The 21,023-nt window shown below is 69.0% G+C and carries 22 protein-coding genes and 1 riboswitch; of the genes, 11 read left to right on the top strand and 11 right to left on the bottom strand.

Features of this window, described 5'->3' with window-relative positions; all coding sequences use genetic code 11:
* Window positions 1–11: 11 nt before the first annotated feature.
* Window positions 12–2,159, top strand: a complete 2,148-nt coding sequence (locus tag PGN37_RS20755) for a 3-hydroxyacyl-CoA dehydrogenase NAD-binding domain-containing protein (RefSeq protein ID WP_335332886.1) — start codon at window positions 12–14, stop codon at window positions 2,157–2,159.
* Between the two features lie 48 nt (window positions 2,160–2,207).
* Here the strand turns inward: PGN37_RS20755 and PGN37_RS20750 are convergent, their stop codons facing one another.
* A complete protein-coding gene (locus tag PGN37_RS20750) occupies window positions 2,208–3,404 on the bottom strand; it encodes an FAD-dependent monooxygenase (protein WP_335332885.1) in 1,197 nt (398 codons plus the stop codon).
* Window positions 3,405–3,483: 79 nt separating this feature from the next.
* Between PGN37_RS20750 and PGN37_RS20745 the strand changes: the two genes are divergently transcribed.
* On the top strand, window positions 3,484–4,029 hold the full coding sequence (locus PGN37_RS20745; RefSeq protein WP_335332884.1) for a TetR/AcrR family transcriptional regulator: 546 nt from the start codon (window positions 3,484–3,486) through the stop codon (window positions 4,027–4,029).
* Here the strand turns inward: PGN37_RS20745 and PGN37_RS20740 are convergent.
* Window positions 4,026–4,451, bottom strand: a complete 426-nt coding sequence (locus tag PGN37_RS20740) for a pyridoxamine 5'-phosphate oxidase family protein (protein WP_335332883.1) — start codon at window positions 4,449–4,451, stop codon at window positions 4,026–4,028. The two genes, PGN37_RS20745 and PGN37_RS20740, sit on opposite strands and share 4 nt — an antisense overlap.
* 64 nt (window positions 4,452–4,515) lie before the next feature.
* Between PGN37_RS20740 and PGN37_RS20735 the strand changes: the two genes are divergently transcribed.
* The 3 genes from PGN37_RS20735 to PGN37_RS20725 are packed head-to-tail and all read left to right on the top strand — an operon-like array spanning window position 4,516 to window position 6,675.
* A complete protein-coding gene (locus tag PGN37_RS20735) occupies window positions 4,516–4,644 on the top strand; it encodes a hypothetical protein (RefSeq protein ID WP_335332882.1) in 129 nt (42 codons plus the stop codon).
* Window positions 4,645–4,685: 41 nt separating this feature from the next.
* The gene (locus PGN37_RS20730; protein ID WP_335332881.1) at window positions 4,686–5,660 is read left to right on the top strand and encodes a helix-turn-helix domain-containing protein; all 975 of its coding nucleotides are present in this window, start codon (window positions 4,686–4,688) and stop codon (window positions 5,658–5,660) included.
* 22 nt (window positions 5,661–5,682) lie between these two features.
* A complete protein-coding gene (locus PGN37_RS20725; RefSeq protein ID WP_335332880.1) occupies window positions 5,683–6,675 on the top strand; it encodes an LLM class F420-dependent oxidoreductase in 993 nt (330 codons plus the stop codon).
* 3 nt (window positions 6,676–6,678) lie between these two features.
* On the opposite strand, the gene PGN37_RS20720 is transcribed toward PGN37_RS20725, so the two are convergent.
* The 4 genes from PGN37_RS20720 to PGN37_RS20705 form a co-directional block, all read right to left on the bottom strand.
* Window positions 6,679–7,308 carry a hypothetical protein gene (locus PGN37_RS20720; RefSeq protein WP_335332879.1) on the bottom strand — a complete coding sequence of 210 codons (630 nt, stop codon included), beginning with the start codon at window positions 7,306–7,308 and terminating at the stop codon, window positions 6,679–6,681.
* 77 nt (window positions 7,309–7,385) lie between these two features.
* Entirely contained in the window at window positions 7,386–7,745 is a 360-nt protein-coding gene (locus PGN37_RS20715; protein WP_335332878.1) for a VOC family protein, read from the bottom strand.
* Window positions 7,742–9,391 carry a DNA repair helicase XPB gene (locus tag PGN37_RS20710; RefSeq protein WP_335332877.1) on the bottom strand — a complete coding sequence of 550 codons (1,650 nt, stop codon included), beginning with the start codon at window positions 9,389–9,391 and terminating at the stop codon, window positions 7,742–7,744. Before PGN37_RS20710 ends, PGN37_RS20715 begins: the two co-directional genes overlap by 4 nt.
* Before the next feature lie 1,509 nt (window positions 9,392–10,900).
* Window positions 10,901–11,329, bottom strand: coding sequence for a hypothetical protein (locus PGN37_RS20705; protein ID WP_335332876.1), 429 nt, complete (start codon window positions 11,327–11,329; stop codon window positions 10,901–10,903).
* Window positions 11,330–11,645: 316 nt separating this feature from the next.
* On the opposite strand from PGN37_RS20705, the gene PGN37_RS20700 reads away from it, so the two are divergent.
* Window positions 11,646–12,875 (top strand): hypothetical protein, encoded by a 1,230-nt coding sequence (locus PGN37_RS20700; RefSeq protein ID WP_335332875.1) that lies wholly within the window; start codon window positions 11,646–11,648, stop codon window positions 12,873–12,875.
* Here the strand turns inward: PGN37_RS20700 and PGN37_RS20695 are convergent.
* Window positions 12,872–15,136: a helicase-associated domain-containing protein gene (locus tag PGN37_RS20695; protein WP_335332874.1), complete on the bottom strand. Its 2,265-nt coding sequence runs from the start codon at window positions 15,134–15,136 to the stop codon at window positions 12,872–12,874. The two genes, PGN37_RS20700 and PGN37_RS20695, sit on opposite strands and share 4 nt — an antisense overlap.
* Before the next feature lie 55 nt (window positions 15,137–15,191).
* Between PGN37_RS20695 and PGN37_RS20690 the strand changes: the two genes are divergently transcribed.
* Genes PGN37_RS20690 through PGN37_RS20675 form a run of 4 tightly spaced genes read left to right on the top strand, consistent with a single transcriptional unit; the run spans window position 15,192 to window position 16,775 of the window.
* Window positions 15,192–15,386 carry a hypothetical protein gene (locus PGN37_RS20690; protein WP_335332873.1) on the top strand — a complete coding sequence of 65 codons (195 nt, stop codon included), beginning with the start codon at window positions 15,192–15,194 and terminating at the stop codon, window positions 15,384–15,386.
* A 2-nt stretch (window positions 15,387–15,388) separates the two neighbouring features.
* Window positions 15,389–15,859, top strand: a complete 471-nt coding sequence (gene moaC / locus PGN37_RS20685) for a cyclic pyranopterin monophosphate synthase MoaC (RefSeq protein ID WP_335332872.1) — start codon at window positions 15,389–15,391, stop codon at window positions 15,857–15,859.
* The gene (locus PGN37_RS20680; RefSeq protein ID WP_442932974.1) at window positions 15,847–16,353 is read left to right on the top strand and encodes a MogA/MoaB family molybdenum cofactor biosynthesis protein; all 507 of its coding nucleotides are present in this window, start codon (window positions 15,847–15,849) and stop codon (window positions 16,351–16,353) included. The genes moaC and PGN37_RS20680 overlap by 13 nt, the downstream gene beginning before the upstream one ends.
* Window positions 16,350–16,775, top strand: a complete 426-nt coding sequence (locus tag PGN37_RS20675) for a molybdenum cofactor biosynthesis protein MoaE (protein WP_335332871.1) — start codon at window positions 16,350–16,352, stop codon at window positions 16,773–16,775. Before PGN37_RS20680 ends, PGN37_RS20675 begins: the two co-directional genes overlap by 4 nt.
* Before the next feature lie 24 nt (window positions 16,776–16,799).
* On the opposite strand, the gene PGN37_RS20670 is transcribed toward PGN37_RS20675, so the two are convergent.
* From PGN37_RS20670 to PGN37_RS20655, 4 genes are all read right to left on the bottom strand, one after another.
* Window positions 16,800–18,221: a transglycosylase family protein gene (locus tag PGN37_RS20670; RefSeq protein ID WP_335332870.1), complete on the bottom strand. Its 1,422-nt coding sequence runs from the start codon at window positions 18,219–18,221 to the stop codon at window positions 16,800–16,802.
* Window positions 18,222–18,230: 9 nt separating this feature from the next.
* A riboswitch (cyclic di-AMP (ydaO/yuaA leader) is annotated at window positions 18,231–18,399 on the bottom strand.
* A 282-nt stretch (window positions 18,400–18,681) separates the two neighbouring features.
* A complete protein-coding gene (locus PGN37_RS20665) occupies window positions 18,682–18,930 on the bottom strand; it encodes a MoaD/ThiS family protein (RefSeq protein ID WP_335332869.1) in 249 nt (82 codons plus the stop codon).
* A gap of 3 nt (window positions 18,931–18,933) precedes the next feature.
* Window positions 18,934–19,998: a GTP 3',8-cyclase MoaA gene (gene moaA / locus PGN37_RS20660; RefSeq protein WP_335332868.1), complete on the bottom strand. Its 1,065-nt coding sequence runs from the start codon at window positions 19,996–19,998 to the stop codon at window positions 18,934–18,936.
* A complete protein-coding gene (locus tag PGN37_RS20655) occupies window positions 19,995–20,420 on the bottom strand; it encodes a YccF domain-containing protein (protein ID WP_335332867.1) in 426 nt (141 codons plus the stop codon). The genes moaA and PGN37_RS20655 overlap by 4 nt, the downstream gene beginning before the upstream one ends.
* 178 nt (window positions 20,421–20,598) lie before the next feature.
* Here PGN37_RS20655 and PGN37_RS20650 point away from each other — a divergent pair, with 178 nt between their 5' ends.
* On the top strand, window positions 20,599–21,009 hold the full coding sequence (locus PGN37_RS20650) for a cold-shock protein (protein ID WP_335332866.1): 411 nt from the start codon (window positions 20,599–20,601) through the stop codon (window positions 21,007–21,009).
* Window positions 21,010–21,023: the final 14 nt, after the last annotated feature.

Here is a 21,023-nt window from a genome sequence, read left to right as displayed (position 1 = left end):
CCTGAACAACCATGGCAGAGAACACTATTCAGTGGGACAAGGATGCCGACGGCATCGTCACCCTGACGCTGGACGATCCCACGGGTTCGGCCAACGTGATGAACGAGCACTACAAAGAATCCATGCACAACGCGGTCGAAAAGCTTGTGCAGGAGAAGGATTCGATCACCGGCGTGGTGATCGCCAGTGCGAAGAAGACGTTCTTCGCCGGCGGTGACCTCAAGGGCATGATGAAGGTTGGCCCGGAGAACGCCGCGGAGTCGTTCGCCGAGGTCGAGTTCATCAAGGCCGACCTGCGCAAGCTCGAGACCCTCGGGGTGCCCGTGGTCGCCGCCATCAACGGTGCCGCCCTCGGCGGTGGCCTGGAGATCGCACTGGCCTGCCACCACCGCATCGCCGCCGACACCAAGGGCGTCGTGATCGGCCTGCCCGAGGTCACCCTGGGCCTGCTGCCCGGCGGCGGTGGCGTGGCCCGCACTGTGCGGATGTTCGGCATCCAGAAGGCGTTCATGGAGATCCTCTCGCAGGGAACGCGTTTCAAGCCGGGCAAGGCCAAGGATGTCGGCCTGGTCGACGAATTGGTCGGCAGCGTCGAGGAATTGGTGCCGGCCGCCAAGGCTTGGATCAAAGCCAATCCTGAAGCCCACACCCAGCCGTGGGATCAGAAGGGCTACAAGATGCCCGGCGGCACGCCGTCGCATCCCGCGCTCGCCGCGATCCTGCCGTCGTTCCCGGCCCTGCTCAAGAAGCAGCTCAAGGGTGCGCCCATGCCGGCGCCGCGCGCGATCCTGGACGCGGCCGTCGAAGGTGCACAGGTCGACTTCGACACCGCCACCCGCATCGAGAGCCGCTACTTCGTCACGCTGGTGACCGGTCAGACCGCCAAGAACATGATCCAGGCGTTCTTCCTCGATCTGCAGGCCATCAACGGCGGCGCATCGCGGCCCGACGGTATCGCCAAGCAGGAGATCCGCAAGATCGGTGTGCTCGGCGCAGGCATGATGGGCGCGGGCATCGCCTACGTCTCGGCCAAGGCCGGCTATGACGTCGTGCTCAAGGACGTGTCGCAGGAAGCCGCCGACAAGGGCAAGAACTACTCCGAGAAGATCGAAGCCAAGGCGCTCGAGCGTGGCCGCACCACGAAGGAGCGCTCTGACGCGCTCCTCGATCGCATCACCCCGACCGCCGATGCTGCCGATCTCAAGGGCGTCGACTTCGTGATTGAGGCCGTCTTCGAGAACCAGGACCTCAAGCACAAGGTGTTCCAGGAGATCGAGGACATCGTGGAGCCCAACGCGCTGCTGGGCTCCAACACCTCCACGCTGCCCATCACCGGTCTCGCGACCGGGGTGAAGCGCCAGGAGGACTTCATCGGTATCCACTTCTTCTCACCCGTGGACAAGATGCCGCTGGTTGAGATCATCAAGGGCGAGAAGACCTCTGACGAGGCGCTGGCCCGGGTGTTCGACTACACGCTGGCCATCGGCAAGACCCCGATCGTGGTCAACGACAGCCGCGGCTTCTTCACCTCGCGTGTGATCGGCACCTTCGTCAACGAGGCGCTGGCCATGCTGGGTGAGGGTGTCTCCGCGGCGAGCATCGAGCAGGCCGGTTCGCAGGCCGGTTACCCGGCGGCTCCGCTGCAGCTCTCCGATGAGCTCAACCTGGAGCTCATGCAGAAGATCGCCAACGAGACGCGCAAGGCGACCGAAGCGGACGGCGGCACCTACGAGGCGCACCCGGGCGAAGAGGTCGTCAACAAGATGATCGAGATCGGTCGTCCGTCGCGGCTCAAGGGCGCCGGCTTCTACGAATATGTCGACGGCAAGCGCGCGGGCTTGTGGCCCGGCCTGGCCGACACGTTCGGTGCCGGCAAGGCCGATATCCCGCTGCAGGACATGATCGACCGGATGCTGTTCGCCGAGGCGCTCGAGACGCAGAAGTGCCTCGACGAGGGTGTGCTGACCTCGACTGCGGATGCGAACATCGGCTCGATCATGGGCATCGGCTACCCGCCCTACACGGGTGGGTCGGCGCAGTTCATCGTCGGCTACCAGGGTGCAGGCGGTGTCGGCAAGGAGGCGTTCGTCGCCCGTGCCAAGGAGTTGGCGGCCAAGTACGGTGAGCGGTTCACCCCGCCGTCGTCGCTGACCAGCTAGGCATTGAGAGTCGAATCCCCCGGAGCCGCAACAGCTCCGGGGGATTCTTCATATGGCGGTAGCGGCAGGGAGGGGCATTGTTTCGTAGAGACGAACCCCTTTGTCGTTGCGCTGCACCAGCATTCGGGTCAGGCGGCCGGGTGCGACCGTGATGAGCCGGCCGACGGCGACCAACGCGTTCACACCCCATCTGCTCGTGGGCACGATCGTCTTCATGTTGAACTGCGCCAGGGACCGGCTGCCGAGCACGGGCGCGCGCATGACGTCCTCGTAGGCGCGGAAAGCGACGGCGGGATCGTCGCAGCGCGCCAGCTCGGTGGCCAGCGCGTAGGCGCCGTAGACGGCCAGGCTGGTGCTGCCGCCGACTCCGGGGCCCGGGCAGTAGCCGGCGTCGCCGACCAGGGTGACGCGCCCGCGCGTCCAGGTGTCCATCTGCAGCTGGGTGATCGCGTCGAAGTAGAACGCCGGGGTGCTGTCCAGTTCGGCCAGCCAGCGGTCGACCGCGGCGCCCATGCCGGCGAACCCGGCGCGCAGCAGTTCTCGTTGCCGTGCTCCATCGCGATGGTCGTAGTCCACCGCGTGCTCGGGCCGGAAGAAGAACACCGCGCGGGCATCGTCGAGATGATCTGCGGTGTAGACCATCGCGATGCGCCGCGGTTCATAGACGCCGACCATTTCGCCCTCGCGGGCGAATGCTTTCGGAACCGACACGACCGAGAGGTAACCGCCCAGGAAGCGTTCGACGACGTCGTCGCCGAACGTCAGCCTGCGCACTCCGGAGTGAAGGCCGTCGGCCCCGATGACGATGTCGAACGCTTCGGGCCGAGCGTGTTCGAACGTCACCGTACCGTCGTCGGCGATCGACGTGATGCGATCACCGAAGCGGTACTCCGCATAGTCTCGGCTGGCCTCGTAGTAGATCTGGCTGAGATCGTCGCGCATGATCTCGACGTGCCGATCGGACATGACACCGATCAGCTTGCGGTAGTCGATCCGCGCCGGGTGTGACCGCCACGGTCGGTGGACTTCGAATACGTGTGTGCCGGTTGCCCGTTCGAGGACACGTTCGGCCAGACCCATGCGGTCGGAGATCTCCATCGCGGGCCGGAACAGGTCGACGGCGTGTCCGCCGGTCTTGCGCAGCGCGGGCGCCTGCTCGACCACTGTGACGTCGACCCCGTGCCGGGCGAGCCAGAACGCGGTGACGGGCCCGGCGATGCTCGCCCCAGAGATGAGTGCGCGCACGTTCGCCTCCTTTTACTTAACGGTCGGTAAGTGCTGACCACCGTAGCTTACCGATCGTTAAGTCAGCTAGGGTGTGTACGTGAACAGGCCGGCGTCGGGCACGCGTGACCGAATCCAGGAGGTCGCTCGCGAACTGTTCACGCAGAAGGGTGTCCAGCGGACGAGCCTGCAGGACATCGCCGATCGTCTCGGCATCACCAAACCTGCGCTGTACTACCACTTCAGGTCGCGCGAAGATCTCGTTCGCAGCATCCTGGCGCCGCTGCTCGACGAGGGGCAGCTGTTCGTCGCCGAGCACGAGCGCAGAAGGGGCCGGGCTCGCGCCACCCCGCAGGAGTTGCTCGAGGGATACTTCGACTTCCACTACAAACACCGGGCCGACATGCTTCTGGTGGTGTCGGAGCTGACCACACTGGCAGATCTGGGTCTGATCGATCTGCTGCTGTCGTGGCGCGAGCGGCTCACCCGCCTGGTGTTCGGCAGCAGGCCCACGCTCGAGCAGTCCACCCGGGCAGTGATCGCCTTCGGCGGCCTACAGGACTGCTGCCTACAGTTTCCCGACGCACCGTACGAGGCGCTGAAGAATGCCACCGTCACCGGTGGGATGGCGGCACTGGGTCTCTAGAACGAGCCCATGTCTGCGGACAGCCAGTGCTGAGGCCGCATGAAGACGGCGACGTGGTCGCCCAGGTTGTGGCGGGCGAACTCCAGATACCGCTCGGCGGCATCCGCCGGCAGGTACCGATGGGCGAGTTCGGCCATCTGCGCGTCCGTGCCCGGTTCGATCCTGCTGATCGCACCCTCGACGGTGACGTAGCGCGTCGTCGGTTCGGTGCGGTCGATCATCAGTGAGAACCGGCCGGCGGCCGTGATGAGTTCGGCCTTGCGGGAGCCGGCGCCCGTCAGCACCCAGACCTCTCCGCCTGGCCGGTACTGGTACCAGATCGGCACCGTCAGGGGAGCTCGGGCGTCACCGGCGGACACGGACAGCGCTGCGACGTGCGGTTCGGCCAGGAACTCTTGTCGTTCACGTTCAGGCAGGGGCATGGCGTCAGCGTAGGGACGGCCCCTGACAATTCCGGGCGGCCGAAGTGGCCGGCGGGGTGACTCCGTGGGCGACGCCGTGGCCGGCGTGGATACCCGCGACGAACTCGCGGAGCACGCCGAAGAGTCGATGGTCAGTCAAGCGAGGTGGTCGTTTGTAGAACATGTCTCGATCCTGCGGCGGCGGCACTCCTGACAAACAGTGGCCTCAGTGCCGCTATTCGTTAGGATAGTGCCATGCACACTGTCGCGATCCTGGCCTACGACGGCATGACCGGATTCGAGTCGGGCCTGGCCGCCGAGATCTTCGGAATCACCGAACTCAACGAGAGGTTCTCCGCGGGCATCGCGCGGCCCTGGTATTCGGTCCAGCTGTGCGGCGAGGCGCCTGAGGTGCGCCTCCTCGGCGGCGCGACGGTCCGCCTGTCCTACGGGCTGGACGCGCTGGCCGAGGCCGACACGGTCGTCATCCCCAGCGTGGGCGACATCGACGCGCCCGTGTCGCCTGAGCTCATCGCCGCATTGCACGCCGCAGATCAGCGCGGCGCGCGGCTGGTCTCGATCTGTTCCGGCGCATTCGCGCTCGCCGAGGCGGGCGTGCTCGACGGCCGGTCCGCGACCACCCACTGGCTCTACGCCGACATCCTGGCGCGGCGCTATCCGAACGTCGAGATCGACCGTGCGCCCCTCTACGTCGACAACGGGCGCGTGCTCACCAGCGCGGGGTGCGCCGCCGGCCTCGACCTGTGCCTGCACATCGTGCGCTCCGATCACGGCGTGGCCGCCGCCAACGACGTGGCGCGGCGACTGGTCATCGCACCTCATCGCGCCGGCGGGCAGGCGCAGTACATCGAGACACCGGTACCCGAGCCGTCGTCCGACGGACGGATCGCTGCCGCCATGGCATGGGCACTGGAACACCTCGACGTGGCCATCTCGCTCGACGATCTGGCGGCACAGAGCGCGATGTCGCGGCGCAACTTCCTGCGGCAATTCGCGAAGGCCACCGGAAGCACACCGATCAAATGGCTGATCGAGCAGCGCGTCCAGGCCAGCTTGCCGCTGCTCGAAGGCTCCGCCCTGTCAGTGGAGCAGATCGCCGCACGTGTCGGCTTCGAATCCGCGGTGACCTACCGGTACCACTTCGTCCGGCAGATGCGCACGACACCGAGCGAGTACCGCAGCTGCTTCGCCGGCTCGTCCGCGTCGTAGCCGCTACGCCTACAGTCGGGGTATGCGCTTCGGATTGTTCATCCCGCAAGGCTGGCGACTCGACCTGGTCGGCATCGACCCTGGAGCGCAGTGGCAGGTGATGCGCGATCTCGCCGCCTACGTCGACAGCGGCGAGAGCTGGGACTCGCTGTGGGTATACGACCATTTCCACACCGTTCCGGTGCCGACGGCCGAAGCCACCCATGAGGCATGGTCGCTGATGGCCGCGTACGCGGCCACCACCTCGCGGATCAAGCTGGGCCAGATGTGCACCGCGATGAGCTACCGGAATCCGGTGTACCTGGCCAAGGTCGCGGCCACGTGCGACGTCATCTCCGGCGGCCGGATTCAGATGGGTATCGGCGGCGGCTGGTACGAACACGAATGGCGCGCCTACGGTTACGGGTTCCCGTCCGCGGGGGTGCGGCTCGCCCGCCTCGACGAGGGTGTGCAGATCATGGCCGACGCGTGGCGTGAGGGAGCGGTCAGCTTCTCCGGTAAGCACTACCAGGTCGACGGCGCGATCGTCGCGCCGAAACCGTTGCAGGACGGCGGGATTCCGTTGTGGATCGCGGGCGGCGGGGAGAAGGTCACGCTGCGTATCGCGGCGAAGTACGCCCGGTACACGAACTTCACTTCCGAGCCGGAAGGCTTCGAGCACAAGTCGAATGTGCTTGCCGCACATTGCCGAGACGTCGGCACCGACTTCGACGCGATCGTCCGCTCGGCCAATCTCAACATGATCGTCGGCAGCACCGAGGCCGAGGTCGCCGAGCGTCGTGACGCGGTCCGTGCCCGCATCGCCGCGCTGGCGGGCGACCCCGCCGCCGACGCCATGGTCGGCTCGATGAGCACCCCGCAGTCCGGCAGCGGCACTCCGGAGCAGATCGTCGACGCGCTGAAGAAACTCCACGATCTCGGCTGCGAGTACGTCATCTGCTACTTCCCCGAGGCGGCGTATGACCGCTCGGGGATCGAGCTGTTCGAGCGCGAGGTCATGCCCGCGCTCGCGTGAGCGCTACTGCGTCGGGAACAGCGGCGGCGGTGGCGGAGACACCACCGGCACGTACGGCTTCGGCGCGTTCGGGTCCGGCGGCGGCGGTGGCGGCGGCACACCCCACTCGTATCCCGGCGGCATCGGGCCGCTGACGGGGTAGTACCCCGGAGGCAGCGCCGGTCCGCCGCCCGACGGGGCGGTCGCAGGCGTCTCCGACCCCGGAGCGTTGAGGGACTTGTAGCCGGGCGGAAGCGGCGGTGGCGGGCCCGCGCCTGGTGGCGGAGCGCCGGCCGGCGGCATGTTCGGCATGTCGGCGGTCCCCATGAAGCCGTAGGGATCGCGGGCCTGATGCCAGGCGTCGCGCAGGAAGCCCAGGGGACCGTCACCGGACCCGTACTGGGCGTTGGGGATCTCGGGCACCATCGGCGGGCCGGCCGGCGGGGGCGGGGGCGCCGCGACCGCGGGATCGACCGGCACAGCCACCGGCTGGCCCGGCGCGGCAGGCGCGCCGTCCGGTCCGGGAACCGGAGTCGGGACCGGCTGAGCGCCGGCCAGGGCGGCAGGCGCGAGCACACCGAACGTCACCGCGGCGGCGACGCCGGCGGCGCAGCGCAGAGTTCTGGCGCGCAGGACGCGCCTGTCTGTCGTCATGGGTTCCTTCGTCATGCCTCGAGTGCGTCCCGACTCGAGGATTGAGGCTAGCCGGTTCGCGGCCGACGCGCGCCCGGTCAGGTCGAACCGGCGCGATGGGACAGCACATTCACAACGTTGCCTGCGTCGTCTTCGAAGAAGAACCGACGCACGCCCCACTCCTCGTCGCTGAGCGGATGCACGATGCGGATGCCCGCCTCCACAGCGCTGCGGTAGGCCGCGTCGACGTCGTCGACCTGGACCGACACCGTCGGGTTGACCTGCGCCGTTGCATCCTCGGTCAACAGGCTGAGCTGGTGGCGACGCTCGGCGTCGGCCAGCGTCACGATCCAGCCGTGGTCCATCACGACCTCGAGTCCGAGCACCGCGCGGTACTGCGCGACGGCGGCGGGAAGGTCGGTCACCGACACGATGGGGACGACGCGTCCGACCGTCATATCGCCGGACCCAGCAGGTCGTCGGCGTCCTTGATCACGTAGCCGTAGCCCTGCTCGGCGAGGAAGCGCTGCCGGTGGGCGGCGTACTCGGCGTCGAGGCTGTCGCGCGACACCACGGAGTAGAACACCGCCCCGCCACCGTCGGCCTTCGGGCGCAATAGGCGCCCCAGCCGCTGGGCTTCCTCCTGACGGGAGCCGAATGTGCCCGACACCTGCACGGCGACACTGGCTTCGGGCAGGTCGATGGAGAAGTTGGCCACCTTGGACACCACCAGGGTGCGGATCTCGCCGGTGCGAAACGCGTCGAACAGCTGCTCTCGCTCGGCCGTCTTCGTCGATCCCTGGATCACCGGGGCGTCCAATTCGGCGCCGAGTTCGTCGAGCTGGTCGAGGTAGGCCCCGATCACCAGGGTCGGCTCACCGGGGTGGCGGTCCAGGATCGACTTCACCACGTTGATCTTGGTGCGTGCGGTCGCGCAGAGCTTGTAGCGTTCCTCCGGTTCGGCGGTGGCGTAGAGCATGCGCTCGTTGTCGGTCATCGTGACGCGGACCTCGATGCACTCGGCAGGCGCGATCCACCCCTGCGCCTCGATGTCCTTCCACGGCGCGTCATAGCGTTTCGGGCCGATCAGCGAGAACACGTCGCCCTCACGGCCGTCCTCACGGATCAGCGTCGCGGTGAGCCCGAGCCGCCGGCGGGACTGCAGATCGGCGGTCATGCGGAACACCGGAGCGGGCAGCAGGTGCACCTCGTCGTAGACGATCAACCCCCAGTCCCGGCTGTCGAACAACTCGAGGTGCTTGTATTCGCCTTTGGTGCGGCGGGTGATCACCTGGTACGTCGCGATGGTGACCGGCCGGATCTCCTTCTTCTCCCCGGAGTACTCGCCGATCTCCTCCTCGGTCAGTGAGGTCCGGGCGATCAGCTCGCGCTTCCACTGACGGCCGGCGACGGTGTTGGTGACCAGGATCAGCGTCGTCGCACCGGCTTTGGCCATCGCCGCCGCACCGACCAGGGTCTTGCCCGCGCCGCAGGGGAGCACGACGACGCCCGAACCGCCGTCCCAGAAGGAGTCGGCGGCCATCTGCTGATAGTCGCGCAGCTCCCAGCCGTCCTGCTCCAGCGCGATCGGATGCGCCTCGCCGTCGACGTAACCCGCGAGGTCCTCCGCCGGCCACCCGATCTTGAGCAGCATCTGCTTCACACGCCCGCGCTCGCTGTTGTGCACGATCACGGTGTCGTCGTCGAGGCGGGCACCCAGCATCGGGGCGATCTTCTTGTTGCGCAGCACCTCCTCGAGCACCGCGCGGTCGAAGCTGACCAGGGTCAGGCCGTGCGCAGGATGCTTGACCAGCTGCAGGCGGCCGTAGCGCGCCATGGTGTCGACGATGTCGACGAGCAGCGGCTGGGGCACCGCGTAGCGAGAGAACGACACCAGCGCGTCGACGACCTGTTCGGCGTCATGGCCGGCGGCGCGCGCGTTCCACAGCGCCAGCGGCGTGATGCGGTAGGTGTGCACGTGTTCGGGGGCGCGCTCGAGCTCGGCGAACGGCGCGATCGCTGCCCGTGCGGCGCCGGCCTGCTCGTGGTCGACCTCGAGAAGCACAGTCTTGTCCGACTGCACGATCAAAGGGCCGTCGGTCATGCTCGGCCTCGGGAGAAAGTCATCCTGCCCATTATCCGCACGATCACGACAGGTGGCCCTGCCGTCCACTCCGGCAAAGGCCATGGACGCGACCGAGCGGCGCCGTCGGTGGGTGGCATCCCGGGTTGCGTGATCTGCCGAGATGGGAGCAAACCAGCTCCGACGAGCCGGCACGACACACCGGTCGCATGGTGCAGCAGACGTCGAAGGCCAGTTCAGGAGCCGTTGTCGGGCGCCGCACAGGTTCCCCGCGCAACTTTCACAGAAACCATAGTCGTGCGCGTCAATTTGCCCTAATGTTCGCTGCGCGGGGTGAAAGGCCACCAACAGCACGGCCTGTGCCCGGCGATGTGGTCGGGGGGCGAACAGTCACGGGGGACTGGACGCAGTACGGAGGCCGGGCGCATGAATGTGAATACCGACGGGCATCGGACGTCGCGGAACGCCGTCCCAGGACAGTTCTGGGCGGCCGCGCGACTCCTCGAAGACACGGGACCGCGACGAGCTGCCCGACACCGCGCCGGGCAGCAGTGGTCGGCGATCGCCGTCGGGCGGGTGGGCGCGCTCGCGGTTTCTCTGGGCATCGGGTTCGCCGTCGCGCACGCCGCCACGGGCGTCGCCGCAGCCAGCGATGGAGAGACCGACACGACCGTCTCCTCGCCCGGCAGCGCAACCCAGGACACCGCACGGGGTGGCACCGACGCGACGGCCGGCGCAACAACGGCCAAGGGGAGAAGTCGCGGCGCCAAGCACGCCGACAGCGCAGAGGACGCCGCACCACGCAGGTGGCGCCCGTTGCTCGACGGTCCCCGGCCCGGCAAGCATGCCGACAGCGACGAGAGTCGCGACGTCGAAGCGACCGGCACAACCGATCCCGACGTCGGCGAGCCGAGTGTGGATGGCGACGTGGCCGATGCGGCGCCGCTCGCGACAGCACCCAGGAAGCGCATCTTCGCTCGGCTGTCGGACCCGACGCCGGAGGCCGCACCTGCCGAGGTCGTGAGTCCGCCCGAGCCCGCGACGGCCAAGCACGTCGCTCCACTGTCCGATTCGACACTCTCTGATTCGACGGCGCCCGCGTCGTCTCCGGCAGACGACGCACTGTTGGCCTACGTACGCCGGCTCATCACCCACACGCTGTTCAACAAGACGCCGGTGGTGCGCTCGGTGACCACCGAGCAGATCGTCACCGGACAGGTCGTGATCCGGATCGACGCCTACGACCCCAACGACGACCCGCTCACCTACACCATCGAGCAACCCGCCAGCGGCGGCCTCGTCGTCCGCAATCCGCTCGACGGCTCCTTCCTGTACACGCCGACGACCCCGGTCGTCGGGGATTCCCGCCCCGTCGAATTCACCGCCGTGGTGAGCGACAGCTCCGTCGACCTCCCCGGGCTGCTGGGCCTGCTGCACACGGTGGCTCGCGTGATCGGGCTGGCGCAGACCGACACCTACCGCCAGACGGTCGCGTTCACCGTCGATCCGCTGGTTCAGCTCCCGCCGTCGCTACTCGCGACGCCCGCGCTGCCGTACGTCGTGAAGAGCGATCCGGTGAAGCTTCTGTCCGCAGCCGCCATCGTCGATCCCGACTCCACCCAACTGCAGAGCGTCACGGTCTCGATCGCCGCTGGTAAACAGATCGGTGACGTGCTCGGATACTCCGCGCCCTCCGGCAGCATCATCACCCCCGTCTTCAGCGACGACAACGGCACGGTCACACTGTCCGGCCTGGCCAGCCTGGCCGACTACGAAGCCGCGCTCAAGGCCATCACCTTCAGCGCCACGAAGCTCGGCTTGGCGACCCGCGCCATCGAAATCACGCTCACCGACGATCAAGGCGTCGAGAACCTGGTACCCGCGGGCGTACTGCTCCTGCTCCTGCCGGCGATCCAGTTCCCGCCGTCGCTGTTCGCGGTCGGCGGCGGGCCGTTCCAATTGGGTGGCGATCCGGTGAAACTGCTGTCGATCGCCGAGATCACTGATGCCGACTCGTCGTCACTGCAGTCGGTCACGGTGTCGCTGGGCGCCGGCAAGCAGACCGGAGACGTGTTGTCCTACACGGCGCCGGACGGCAGTCAGATCACGGCGAGTTTCAGCGACGACAACCGCTCGGTGACACTGACCGGACCCGTCACTCTCGCCGAGTTCGAGGCCGCGCTGAAGGACATCACTTTCAGTGCAACACAACTCGGGCTTGGCCTGCGTACGGTGACCGTCACCCCCGACCGACACCGACGGCAACGACAGTCTGGTGGCCGCGACGTTCGTGATGGGCGTGCTGCCCGCGATCGTCGTCGAACTCCCGTTGACGGTGGCCCCGATCGGAGCGCCGATCCACACCATCGGCAAGCCGCCGGTGACACTGCTGTCTTCGGTGCTGATCGCCAACGCCGATGGCGGAAACCTCACCGGTGCAACGATTGTCATCGGTGCGGGCCGGCTGACCGGAGACAAGCTCTCCTACACCGCCCCCCAGGGTTCCACGATCCAGGTGAGCCGGCCCAACGACTGGACCGTCGAGCTGACCGGCCTGGCCAGTGTCGAGCAGTACACCGCCGCGCTCGAAGCGATCTCGTTCAGCGCCACGCAGGTGGGCCTCACCCGCTCGGTCACGATCACCGTCACCGAGCAGGACGGCGACACCAGTCCGGTTCCCGGCGTGGTGTTCGCGAATACGATTGCACCGGTGAGGCCCCTGCTCACCGTGCTCTCGCTGCCGCCCACCTACACGCTGGGCAAGGCCGGGGTCAAAATCGCATCCAACGTCGAGATCGGCGACCTCGACTCGACCACGCTCACCGGCGCGACAGTGAAGATCACCGGTGGCCTGGAGGGTGGCGATCTGCTGAGTTTCGCTCCGATCGGCGGCAACCCGGTGTCCGCGACGTGGAACGGTACCGACACGCTGACCCTGTCCGGGACGGCCACGCTGGCCCAGTACGAAGCCGCACTCGAAGCCGTGACGTTCACCGCCACCGGAGGCGCGGGTCTGCTCGAAACACGCACGGTCACCATCGATGTGGTCGACGACTCCGGTGTCGGCACGCTCCTGCCCGCGGCGGTGCTCGTGGGCGTGAAGACCCCGGACCGGCCGACGATCGCCACAGTCGGTGCGACGATCGTGAAGGTCAACAACACGGTCAAACCCATCACGTCGGCCACGATCCTCGACGGCGACTCGACAATGCTGAGCGGTGCGTCGGTGGCGATCACCGCGGGCTTGCGTACCGGTGACACGCTCGCCTACGCCGGGATCAGCGGCAACCCTGTTGTGGCGACCTACAACTCGAGCACCGGTGTGCTGACGCTATCCGGGGAGGGCACGATCGCTCAGTACAAGCAGGCGTTGGAGGCGGTCACCTTCAAAGCGACGCAACTCGGGACGCTGCCCACCCGCACGATCACCGTGAACGTCACCGACGACTCGAACCTGTCGGCGTTGGTCGCCGGACTCGTGCTGACGACGGTGTCGCTGATCTAGCCCGGATCGGCCGACACCACCGATGTCACCCGGTGGATCGCGAACTCACGGACCCGTCCCGAGGCGGGGTCGTAGGCGGTCAACTGCCCGCCGCGCACGTTGATCGGCGACACCACACGCTGGCTGGCGACCCCAGCCGGGTCGACGTAGCCGATCACCACCGACTCCTGATGATGTGCGGCGTACTGCAATTCGGAGATCGCGACCGCTGGATCGAGCCGCAGACCCGAGGCCGGCGTGGCGGCGACCTTGCGCAGTACGGCGACGATCGCACCCAGCGTCTGGTCGGTCGGCGAGGTGCCGGGCCGGAAGGTGCGGCGTCGGCCCAGCGCCGGAACGCGGGAACCGCGGCTGCGCAGATCGACGATCGCCCCGGTGGAATCCTCGGCCGCCGGCGCGAACCCGGCGCTGCGCAACGCGGCGAGCACCTCGGAGATCGGGGCCTGCGACACCGCAACCGTGGGTGCGAGAAGGCGCAATTCGACCATCTCGGTGGCGGGCGCCGACACGGCGGCGGTCAGCAGCGCCGCGTCCTCACACCGTACGAACGACGCTGCCATACCCACCCGCAACTGTCCGTGCCGGCGCGCGACGTCGTCGATGAGATACGTGAGTGCCTGCGGCACAGGCGTTCTCGAATGCCGAGCGAACAGCGCGTGGAGCTCGCCCGCTGTCTTGCCGGTGTCCAGAGCGCGTCGCACCGAAGCCTCGTCGATGCGGTACACCATGGCCGCGCCGGCCGATTCGACGGCGGCGACCGCGCCCAGTTGGTCGGCCAGGTCCCGCTCCAGGGGTCCCGGGACGATCACCGTCAGGTCGGCCTGCACCAGGAAGTGGTCGATCGGCGAGGGCAGCGCCTTGTCCATCGCGGCGATCACCGTCTGGTCGTCCTCGCCGGCGAGCAGTTTGCGCAGCGGGCCGGCCAGCGCCCCACGGCCGACGACGCCGACGGCGTGCGCCTCGGTCAGCAGGTCGGCCACCGGATCGGGTTGCAGCCGTGCTGACCAGCGCGGCCGTTGCCACACCATGGCACGCGACGCGCTCGCGGCGTCGACACCTGATCCCGGTGGGAGGCCTGCGAGCATGGCCAGCAAGAGCCGGCGATCCAGCGGTGCAGCTGTCGAGAACAGTGAATCCGACAGCGCCGCATAAGGTTTCCCATCCGGTCCGCGGCTGCCGACCAGGCTGGGCCGGCCCGGCAGATCCAGCCACGCCGCCGCGAGGAGGTGCCACTTGACCGCGGTGGGCGATTCGATGAACCGGTCGGCGGCCACCGTCGGCGCCCAGTACGAACCGGTGTCCGGTGGCTCAGGCTCGGGAACGCCCGCCGCGATCAGTCCCGCGGCGAGCGACACCTCGAGGATCAGCCCCAGCCGGCGCTCGTCGATACCCGTTGACTTGGTCAGTCGTTTCACCTCGCGCACCCCGAGGCCGCCGCTGCGAAGCTCGGGAACCGGTGCGGCGCTCAGGTTTTCGAGCATGAGGTCGACGTCGCGCAGCAGGTCGATCGCGGCGCCGGCGGCGACGGCGTCGACCTCGGCTGTGGTCGTCGTCGTCACCGTCGGGTCGGGTCGGGTCAGGCTCACCGGACCGGGCGTCTCGCCGCGAAGCACCTGCCCCACCAGCCGCGGCAGGATCACGGTGTCCGGGTCGAGCCGGCGCAGCAGCCCGGCGGCCAGCAGGCGCTGGACGGGCCGGTCCGGGGGAGCGTCGGGCAGCGCGTCGCGGGTACGGCCGATCGGGGAGCCCTCGAGCAGCTTGTCGAGCAGATCGCGCGCGGCGCCGTCGAGCGCGTCGAGGGCCCCGGAGACCTCCGCCGCGGACAGGCCCTGTGGTTCGAGCGTCGCCTGGCCCGGATACCAGGGCAACCCGTTCGCGGCTTCGGCGACGACCCGCAGCGCACCCTGTCCATCGGTGTCGCCCCACACCAGCGCACGCGCGGCGAGGTCGTCGACGGCAGCGCGCACGGAGGCGTCGTCGGTGCGTTCGCCCAACGCCGCGGCCAGTTCGCCGAACGTGACCGCCGTCGTCTCGGCGTGCACGGTCAGCAGCGCGTCGAGCACAGTGAGGTGCAGGAAGTCGAGGTCATCGGTGGCCGCTTTGACGGACTGCCGCGCAGCGGCGCGGGCCGCCAACGCGGAGATCGTGCCCGGCGGCGGCTGGGTGAGGTCGGGGCGCAGCCGAAGCAGCGTGATCAGTGCCTCGTCGTCGCGTTCGGCCAACCACACGCCCAACGGCACACCGGGGCTCTTGGCGCTCACCTGACCAGCGTAAAGCAGCCTCCCACCCTCGCCAGCCGGCGATCGGCCTGCCACAATGTCATCCGTGGCTGATGACAAGAAGAACCGATACGTCGATCCGGGCTGGCCCACGAGCGACGCCGACGACCACGCCGTCAGCGAGCTCGCCGCCGACCGCACCGGGGCACTGTCGCCGTTCGGCGACATCACGTTCCCCCTGCCGGCCGAGGATCTTCCGTTCGTCCAGTCCTCGACCGTCATCAACAAGTAGCGATGGCGGACCGCCTCTCGCACCTCGACGAGACCGGCGCCGCCCACATGGTCGACGTCACCGCCAAGGACGTCACGAAGCGCGTCGCGGTGGCTCACGGCACGGTGCGCACCCGTGCCGACGTCATCGACCTGATCAGCACCCACGGTCTCCCCAAGGGAGATGCGCTGGCGACGGCCCGCGTCGCGGGCATCCTGGCGGCCAAGCGCACCAGTGACCTGGTGCCGCTGTGCCATCCGTTGGCGATCACCGGGGTCGACATCGACTTCGACGTCGCCGGCGAGGAAGTCGGCATCACCGCGACGGTCCGCACCACCGACCGCACCGGGGTCGAGATGGAGGCGCTGACGGCGGTCAGCGTGGCCGCTCTGACGGTCTACGACATGATCAAGGCCGTCGACCGCGCCGCATCGATCGACGGTGTTCGGGTGCTGCACAAGGAGGGCGGCAAGACGGGCCCGTGGTCGAGGTGACCTCATCGTCGTCTCGGCAGCGGTCAGGGGTGGTCGTCATCGCCTCCACCCGCGCCGCCTCCAACGTCTACACCGATCGCTGCGGTCCGGTGATCGTCGACTGGCTCAACGCGCGCACGATCCTTACTCCGCCCGCCGTGGTGGTCGCTGACGGCGAGCCCGTCGGTTCGGCGCTGACGGAGGCACTGAAGGGCCGTCCCGACGTCATCGTCACCTCCGGGGGCACCGGCATCTCGCCCACCGATGCGACGCCGCAGCAGACCGCGGCCCTACTCGACTACGAGGTCCCCGGACTTGCGGACGCCATTCGGCGCTCGGGTCTACCCAAGGTGCCGACGTCGGTGCTGTCCCGTGGAGTGTGCGGGGTGGCCGGGCGGACGTTGATCGTGAATCTCCCCGGCTCCCTCGGCGGCGTACGCGACGGGCTCGGGGTCCTCGACGACGTTCTCGACCATGCACTCGACCAGCTGCGGGGCGGAGATCACCGACAGTGACCGAGATCGTCCGAGCCGAGCTGACTGAGCATCCGATCGACGCCGCCGAACACGAGGCCCTCGTCGCGCACCACGCCGCGGGCGCTGTGGTGTCGTTCGCGGGTGTGGTGCGCAATCACGACGGCGGACGATCGGTGACCCGGCTCGAGTATTCGGCGCACCCGACGGCGGCCCAGGTGCTTGCCGACGTCGCCGCGGAGGTGGCCGCGGAGTCCAGCGGGGTGCGAGCGCTGGCCGTCAGCCACCGCGTGGGTCTGCTGCAGATCGGTGATGCGGCGTTGATCGCCGTCGTGGCCGCAGACCACCGAGGCGCGGCGTTTCAAACCTGCGCACGCCTGGTGGACCGCGTGAAGGAACTGCTGCCGGTGTGGAAGCACCAGTTCTTCGTCGACGGCACCGACGAGTGGGTCAACTCCGCGTAGCGGAGCTCAGGACGATAGCGGAGCTCAGGCCGGGGGCAGTACCGGAGCCGGCGGAACCGGGGCACCCGGGGCGGGCGGTGCCGCGGCCGGGTCGACCGGCGCACCCGGAATGGGCGCGCCAGGAGCGACCGGCTCGAGCGCGGCAGGACCGCTGGTCAGCGGACGCTGCGTGAGCGCGAGCAGCGCGTCCTTGCCCGAGATCTCCTGCGTCTGGATGGCGTGCCAGATGTCCTTGAGGTACGTGACGTTCGGGCTCGGGTCGGCGATCGCATTGGGGTCGGCCGTGGTGCCGGGCGGGAGATTCGTCGGGCTGGCCAGATGCGGCATCCCGTCGGGCATCGGCAGATCCCCGGAGATGGCCTGGTTCGCCACGTCGTAGGCCGGCGCGGGAACCGGAACCGCGTTGAGCGGAGCCAGCGGGTCCGGTGCGGGCGCCGCCACCGGTGTGGGCGCCGCCACGGGAGCAGCGGCCGGAGCAGGCGCGGGCGGAGGAACGGGAGCTGCGGGGGCGGGCTGCAGCGGCAGATCGCCGGGGTGCAGGGCCCACACCTGGGGCTGGTCGGCCGGTGCCGGGTTCTGCGCGGCATCCCAGTCGGCGGCGTTGACCACGGGCTGCGCCGGGGGAGCCGGGGGCGGCGGGGCCATCGGGTCGGCCGGTGCGACGTTCGCGACGTCGACCACCTCGGGTGCCGGCGGGGGAGGCAAGGGTGCGTCGAGCGGTGCGGCGTCGACGGGTGCGGGGGCCGGAGGCGGCGGAGCGATCGGGTCGGCCGGGGGAGGCAGGGGTGCGTCCAGCGGTGCGGCGTCGACGGGTGCGGGAGCCGGAGGCGGCGGAGCGATCGGGTCGGCCGGGGGAGGCAGGGGTGCGTCCAGCGGTGCGGCGTCGACGGGTGCCGGGGCCGGAGGCGGCGGGGCCATCGGATCGACCGGCGGAGCGGGCAGAGGGGCGGCCATCGGGTCGAACGGTGCGGGCGGCGGCGGGGCCATGGGGTCGGCGGGCGGGGGCGGCGGCAGAAGCAGGCCGAGAGGACCGGCGGGGGCAGGCGCCTGGTTGGCGGCCTCGTCGACGACGTTGCGGGGTGTTGCGGCGGAGAGCGGCCCGCCGCACGTGGGCCATGCGCCCTTGCCCTGCGATGCGAGCACACGCTCGGCGACCGCGATCTGCTCGTCCTTGGTGGCCAGGTGAGCCGACGGAGCGAATTCGCCGCCACCGTGGCCGGACCAGGTGCTCGGGGAGAACTGGAGGCCACCCTGGTATCCGTTGCCGGTGTTGATCGCCCAGTTGCCGCCGGATTCGCAGCTGGCGACCCGGTCCCATTCGCCGTCGGTGGCCGCGCCTGCGGTACCGGCCAGAGCCAAGCTGCCGCCGCCGATGACCGCGCCGGTGACGGCGATCTTGGCGACGCTTACGGATGAAGTCGTGGGCTTGCGATGCCGTCCACTCATAGGTGCGCGTGGTCCTCTCGTATGCGCCCGCGAGGTCAGCTGTCGGGTTCGGGCTGGAGAGGTCGCCCGGCCGGCGGCGTCGAAACGACGTCGGCTTCACCCCTAGGAGCCGGTGTCGGCTCCAGGTCCTGTCGGTGGACCGGTGGGTCCCCCGCCTCCATCCAGGTGGGTCTCGTCGTCCCCGCGGACCAGCGGATGGAGCTCGGCGCAACTGGTCTCGCAGCGAGCCGGTCTGTGGGGGTGACCGGCCTGGTCCAGAACGGTAACGGCTCGCCAGATTCTCGTCACCTCGTCGCCATCACCGTGTCGCCGACCTCGGCAAATACTAAAAATTCTCTAAAATGCCTGGCGGACGCGTTGTTCCTGCAGGTGCCGGGCGCCGCTACCTCGCCGTAGCCATCCCGTGATCATTCCGTGATGTGACGTAAATCACGGAATACATGGGAGACTGGAGGGGCAGCTAGCCTCCGGCGAACGGCGGCAGCACGTCGATCGTCTGCGTTCGGCCCAGCGGAGTCGTGATGTCGCGCACGGCGATCCCGTCCCGCAGATACGAGCAGCGCGCCAACACACGCTCCAACTCCGGCCCGCGCGCACGGAGCGTCTCGAGCAGGTCGGCCACCGTCGCAGAGTCGCCCACCTCGACCGCCTCGTGCTCCACGCCCGCCGCAGCGCGCGCAGCGGCGAAGTAGCGCACCGTCACCGTCACGTCTCAGCCGCCGATCGCGCTCATCGGACGGTCGGGCTGCACGAACCCCGGATCGTTGATGCCGTGCCCGGCCGCCTTGCCCCACATCGCGGCACGCCACGCAGCCTCGAGGGCGTCGTCGTCGGCGCCGGACCTCAGCAGGTCCCGCAAATCGGTCTCGTCGCGCGCGAACAGGCAGTTGCGCACCTGGCCGTCGGCGGTCAGCCGGGTGCGGTCGCAGCTGGCGCAGAAGGCATGCGACACCGAGGCGATGACGCCGACGTCGCCGATCACCTCGCCGTCGTCGTCCCGCACCTGCCACAGCTCGGCGGGGGCCGAGCCCCGCGGCGCCGGGTGCGGGGTCAGCGTGAAGTCGCGGCGCAGCGTGGCCAGGATCTCCTCGGCGGACACCGTGCGCTCACGCTGCCAGGAATGGCCGGCGTCGAGCGGCATCTGCTCGATGATGCGCAACTGGTACCCCTGGGCCAGGCAGAACCGCAGCAGCGCGACCGCGTCATCGAGACCGCTGACCGGATCGAGCACTGCGTTGACTTTGACCGGGGCCAAGCCCGCGTCCCTCGCTGCGCGCAGGCCGGCCAGCACCGCGTCCAACCGGTCACGACGGGTGATGGCGGCGAAGCGCTGCGGATCGACGGTGTCCAGCGACACGTTGATGCGGTCCAGGCCGGCCGCCTTCAGCGCAGCGGCGCGTCCCGCGAGGCCGATTCCATTGGTGGTCAACGTGATCTCCGGGCGGGGACGCAGAGCTGCCGTCGCCGCGATCACCTGCTCGAGGTGCGGGACCACCAGGGGCTCGCCGCCGGTGAAGCGCACGCTCGTGACTCCGAGGCGGGTCACCGCGAGCCGTAGGAGCCGGACGAGCTCCTCGACCCCCAACTTCTGCTCCGACGGCAGCCAGTCGAGTCCCTCGGCGGGCATGCAGTAGGTGCACCGCAGATTGCAAAGGTCGGTCAGCGACACCCGCAGGTCGGTGGCCACCCGCCCGAACGTGTCGACCAGCGGACCGTCGGCAGGTGCGCCGCGCGGCAGCCCACGCACCGACGGCACACCGAGCGCGACGGCCGTCATCGTTGATATCCGCTCACCGCGCCGGGGGTGACACCGGTGGCGCCGTGTCCGTCGACCGGAACGATCTCCTTGCCCAGCGGCATCAGCGATACCGGGATCAGCTTCAGGTTGGCCAGGGCCAGCGGGATGCCCACGATCGTGATCGCCATCGCGATGGCGGTCAACACATGTCCGATCGCCAGCCAGATCCCGGCGACGAGCAGCCAGATGATGTTGCCGAGCAAGGCGCCGGGCCGCACGCCGGGCTTGTCGACGATCGTCCGGCCGAACGGCCACAGCGCGTAGACCGCGATGCGCAGCGCCGCGAAGCCGAACGGGATCGTGATGATCAGCACGAAGCAGATCAGGGCGGCGACCAGATAGCCCAGCGCCAGCCACAGGCCACCGAAGATCAACCAGATGACGTTCAGGATCAGGCGCATCTTCTTCCTCCCGCGGTCCCAGAAGCCTACCGAGTTAAGGGGGTGCTGGCTGCGGTGACGTCCGAGTAGGATCGTGGCGACGCGTCCCGGCGCATGCGGGGCGCTTCCTCTATGTAAACGGTCTGTACCCCGTTGGGGTGCGGACGTATCGGTTCAGACAGACAAGCAGGTGAGAGACGTGCCGACCGGCCGGGTGAAGTGGTACGACGCGGAGAAGGGCTTCGGGTTCCTCTCGCAGGAAGACGGTGAGGACGTCTACGTGCGGTCCTCGGCGTTGCCCGCCGGTGTCGAAGGTCTCAAGGCCGGCCAGCGCGTGGACTTCGGTGTCGCCGCCGGCCGTCGCGGCCCACAGGCCCTGAGCGTCAAGCTGATCGACCCGCCCCCGAGCCTGACCCGGACCCGCCGCGAGGCGGCCACCGTCGAGCACAAGCACACCCCCGACGAGCTTCACGGCATGGTCGAGGACATGATCACGCTGCTCGAGGGCGCGGTGCAGCCGGAGCTGCGCAAGGGGCGCTACCCGGATCGCAAGGTGGCCCGCCGCGTCTCCGAGGTCGTCAAGGCCGTCGCCCGCGAACTCGACGCCTGAGTCGTCGGTCCCCC

The organism is Mycobacterium kyogaense (assembly GCF_036946525.1).
Lineage (GTDB): Bacteria > Actinomycetota > Actinomycetes > Mycobacteriales > Mycobacteriaceae > Mycobacterium > Mycobacterium kyogaense_A.
This window is presented reverse-complemented; position numbering and strand designations above follow the sequence as displayed.

Excerpts from the sequence above, each read along its gene's own strand:
- PGN37_RS20755 (WP_335332886.1), top strand. The coding sequence starts at position 12 with ATGGCAGAGAACACTATTCAGTGGGACAAGGATGCCGACGGCATCGTC.
- PGN37_RS20740 (WP_335332883.1), bottom strand. The coding sequence starts at position 4,451 with ATGCCCCTGCCTGAACGTGAACGACAAGAGTTCCTGGCCGAACCGCAC.
- PGN37_RS20730 (WP_335332881.1), top strand. The coding sequence starts at position 4,686 with ATGCACACTGTCGCGATCCTGGCCTACGACGGCATGACCGGATTCGAG.
- PGN37_RS20725 (WP_335332880.1), top strand. The coding sequence starts at position 5,683 with ATGCGCTTCGGATTGTTCATCCCGCAAGGCTGGCGACTCGACCTGGTC.
- PGN37_RS20720 (WP_335332879.1), bottom strand. The coding sequence starts at position 7,308 with ATGACGACAGACAGGCGCGTCCTGCGCGCCAGAACTCTGCGCTGCGCC.
- PGN37_RS20715 (WP_335332878.1), bottom strand. The coding sequence starts at position 7,745 with ATGACGGTCGGACGCGTCGTCCCCATCGTGTCGGTGACCGACCTTCCC.
- PGN37_RS20710 (WP_335332877.1), bottom strand. The coding sequence starts at position 9,391 with ATGACCGACGGCCCTTTGATCGTGCAGTCGGACAAGACTGTGCTTCTC.
- PGN37_RS20690 (WP_335332873.1), top strand. The coding sequence starts at position 15,192 with ATGTCATCCGTGGCTGATGACAAGAAGAACCGATACGTCGATCCGGGC.
- moaC (WP_335332872.1), top strand. The coding sequence starts at position 15,389 with ATGGCGGACCGCCTCTCGCACCTCGACGAGACCGGCGCCGCCCACATG.
- PGN37_RS20670 (WP_335332870.1), bottom strand. The coding sequence starts at position 18,221 with ATGAGTGGACGGCATCGCAAGCCCACGACTTCATCCGTAAGCGTCGCC.
- moaA (WP_335332868.1), bottom strand. The coding sequence starts at position 19,998 with ATGACGGCCGTCGCGCTCGGTGTGCCGTCGGTGCGTGGGCTGCCGCGC.
- PGN37_RS20655 (WP_335332867.1), bottom strand. The coding sequence starts at position 20,420 with ATGCGCCTGATCCTGAACGTCATCTGGTTGATCTTCGGTGGCCTGTGG.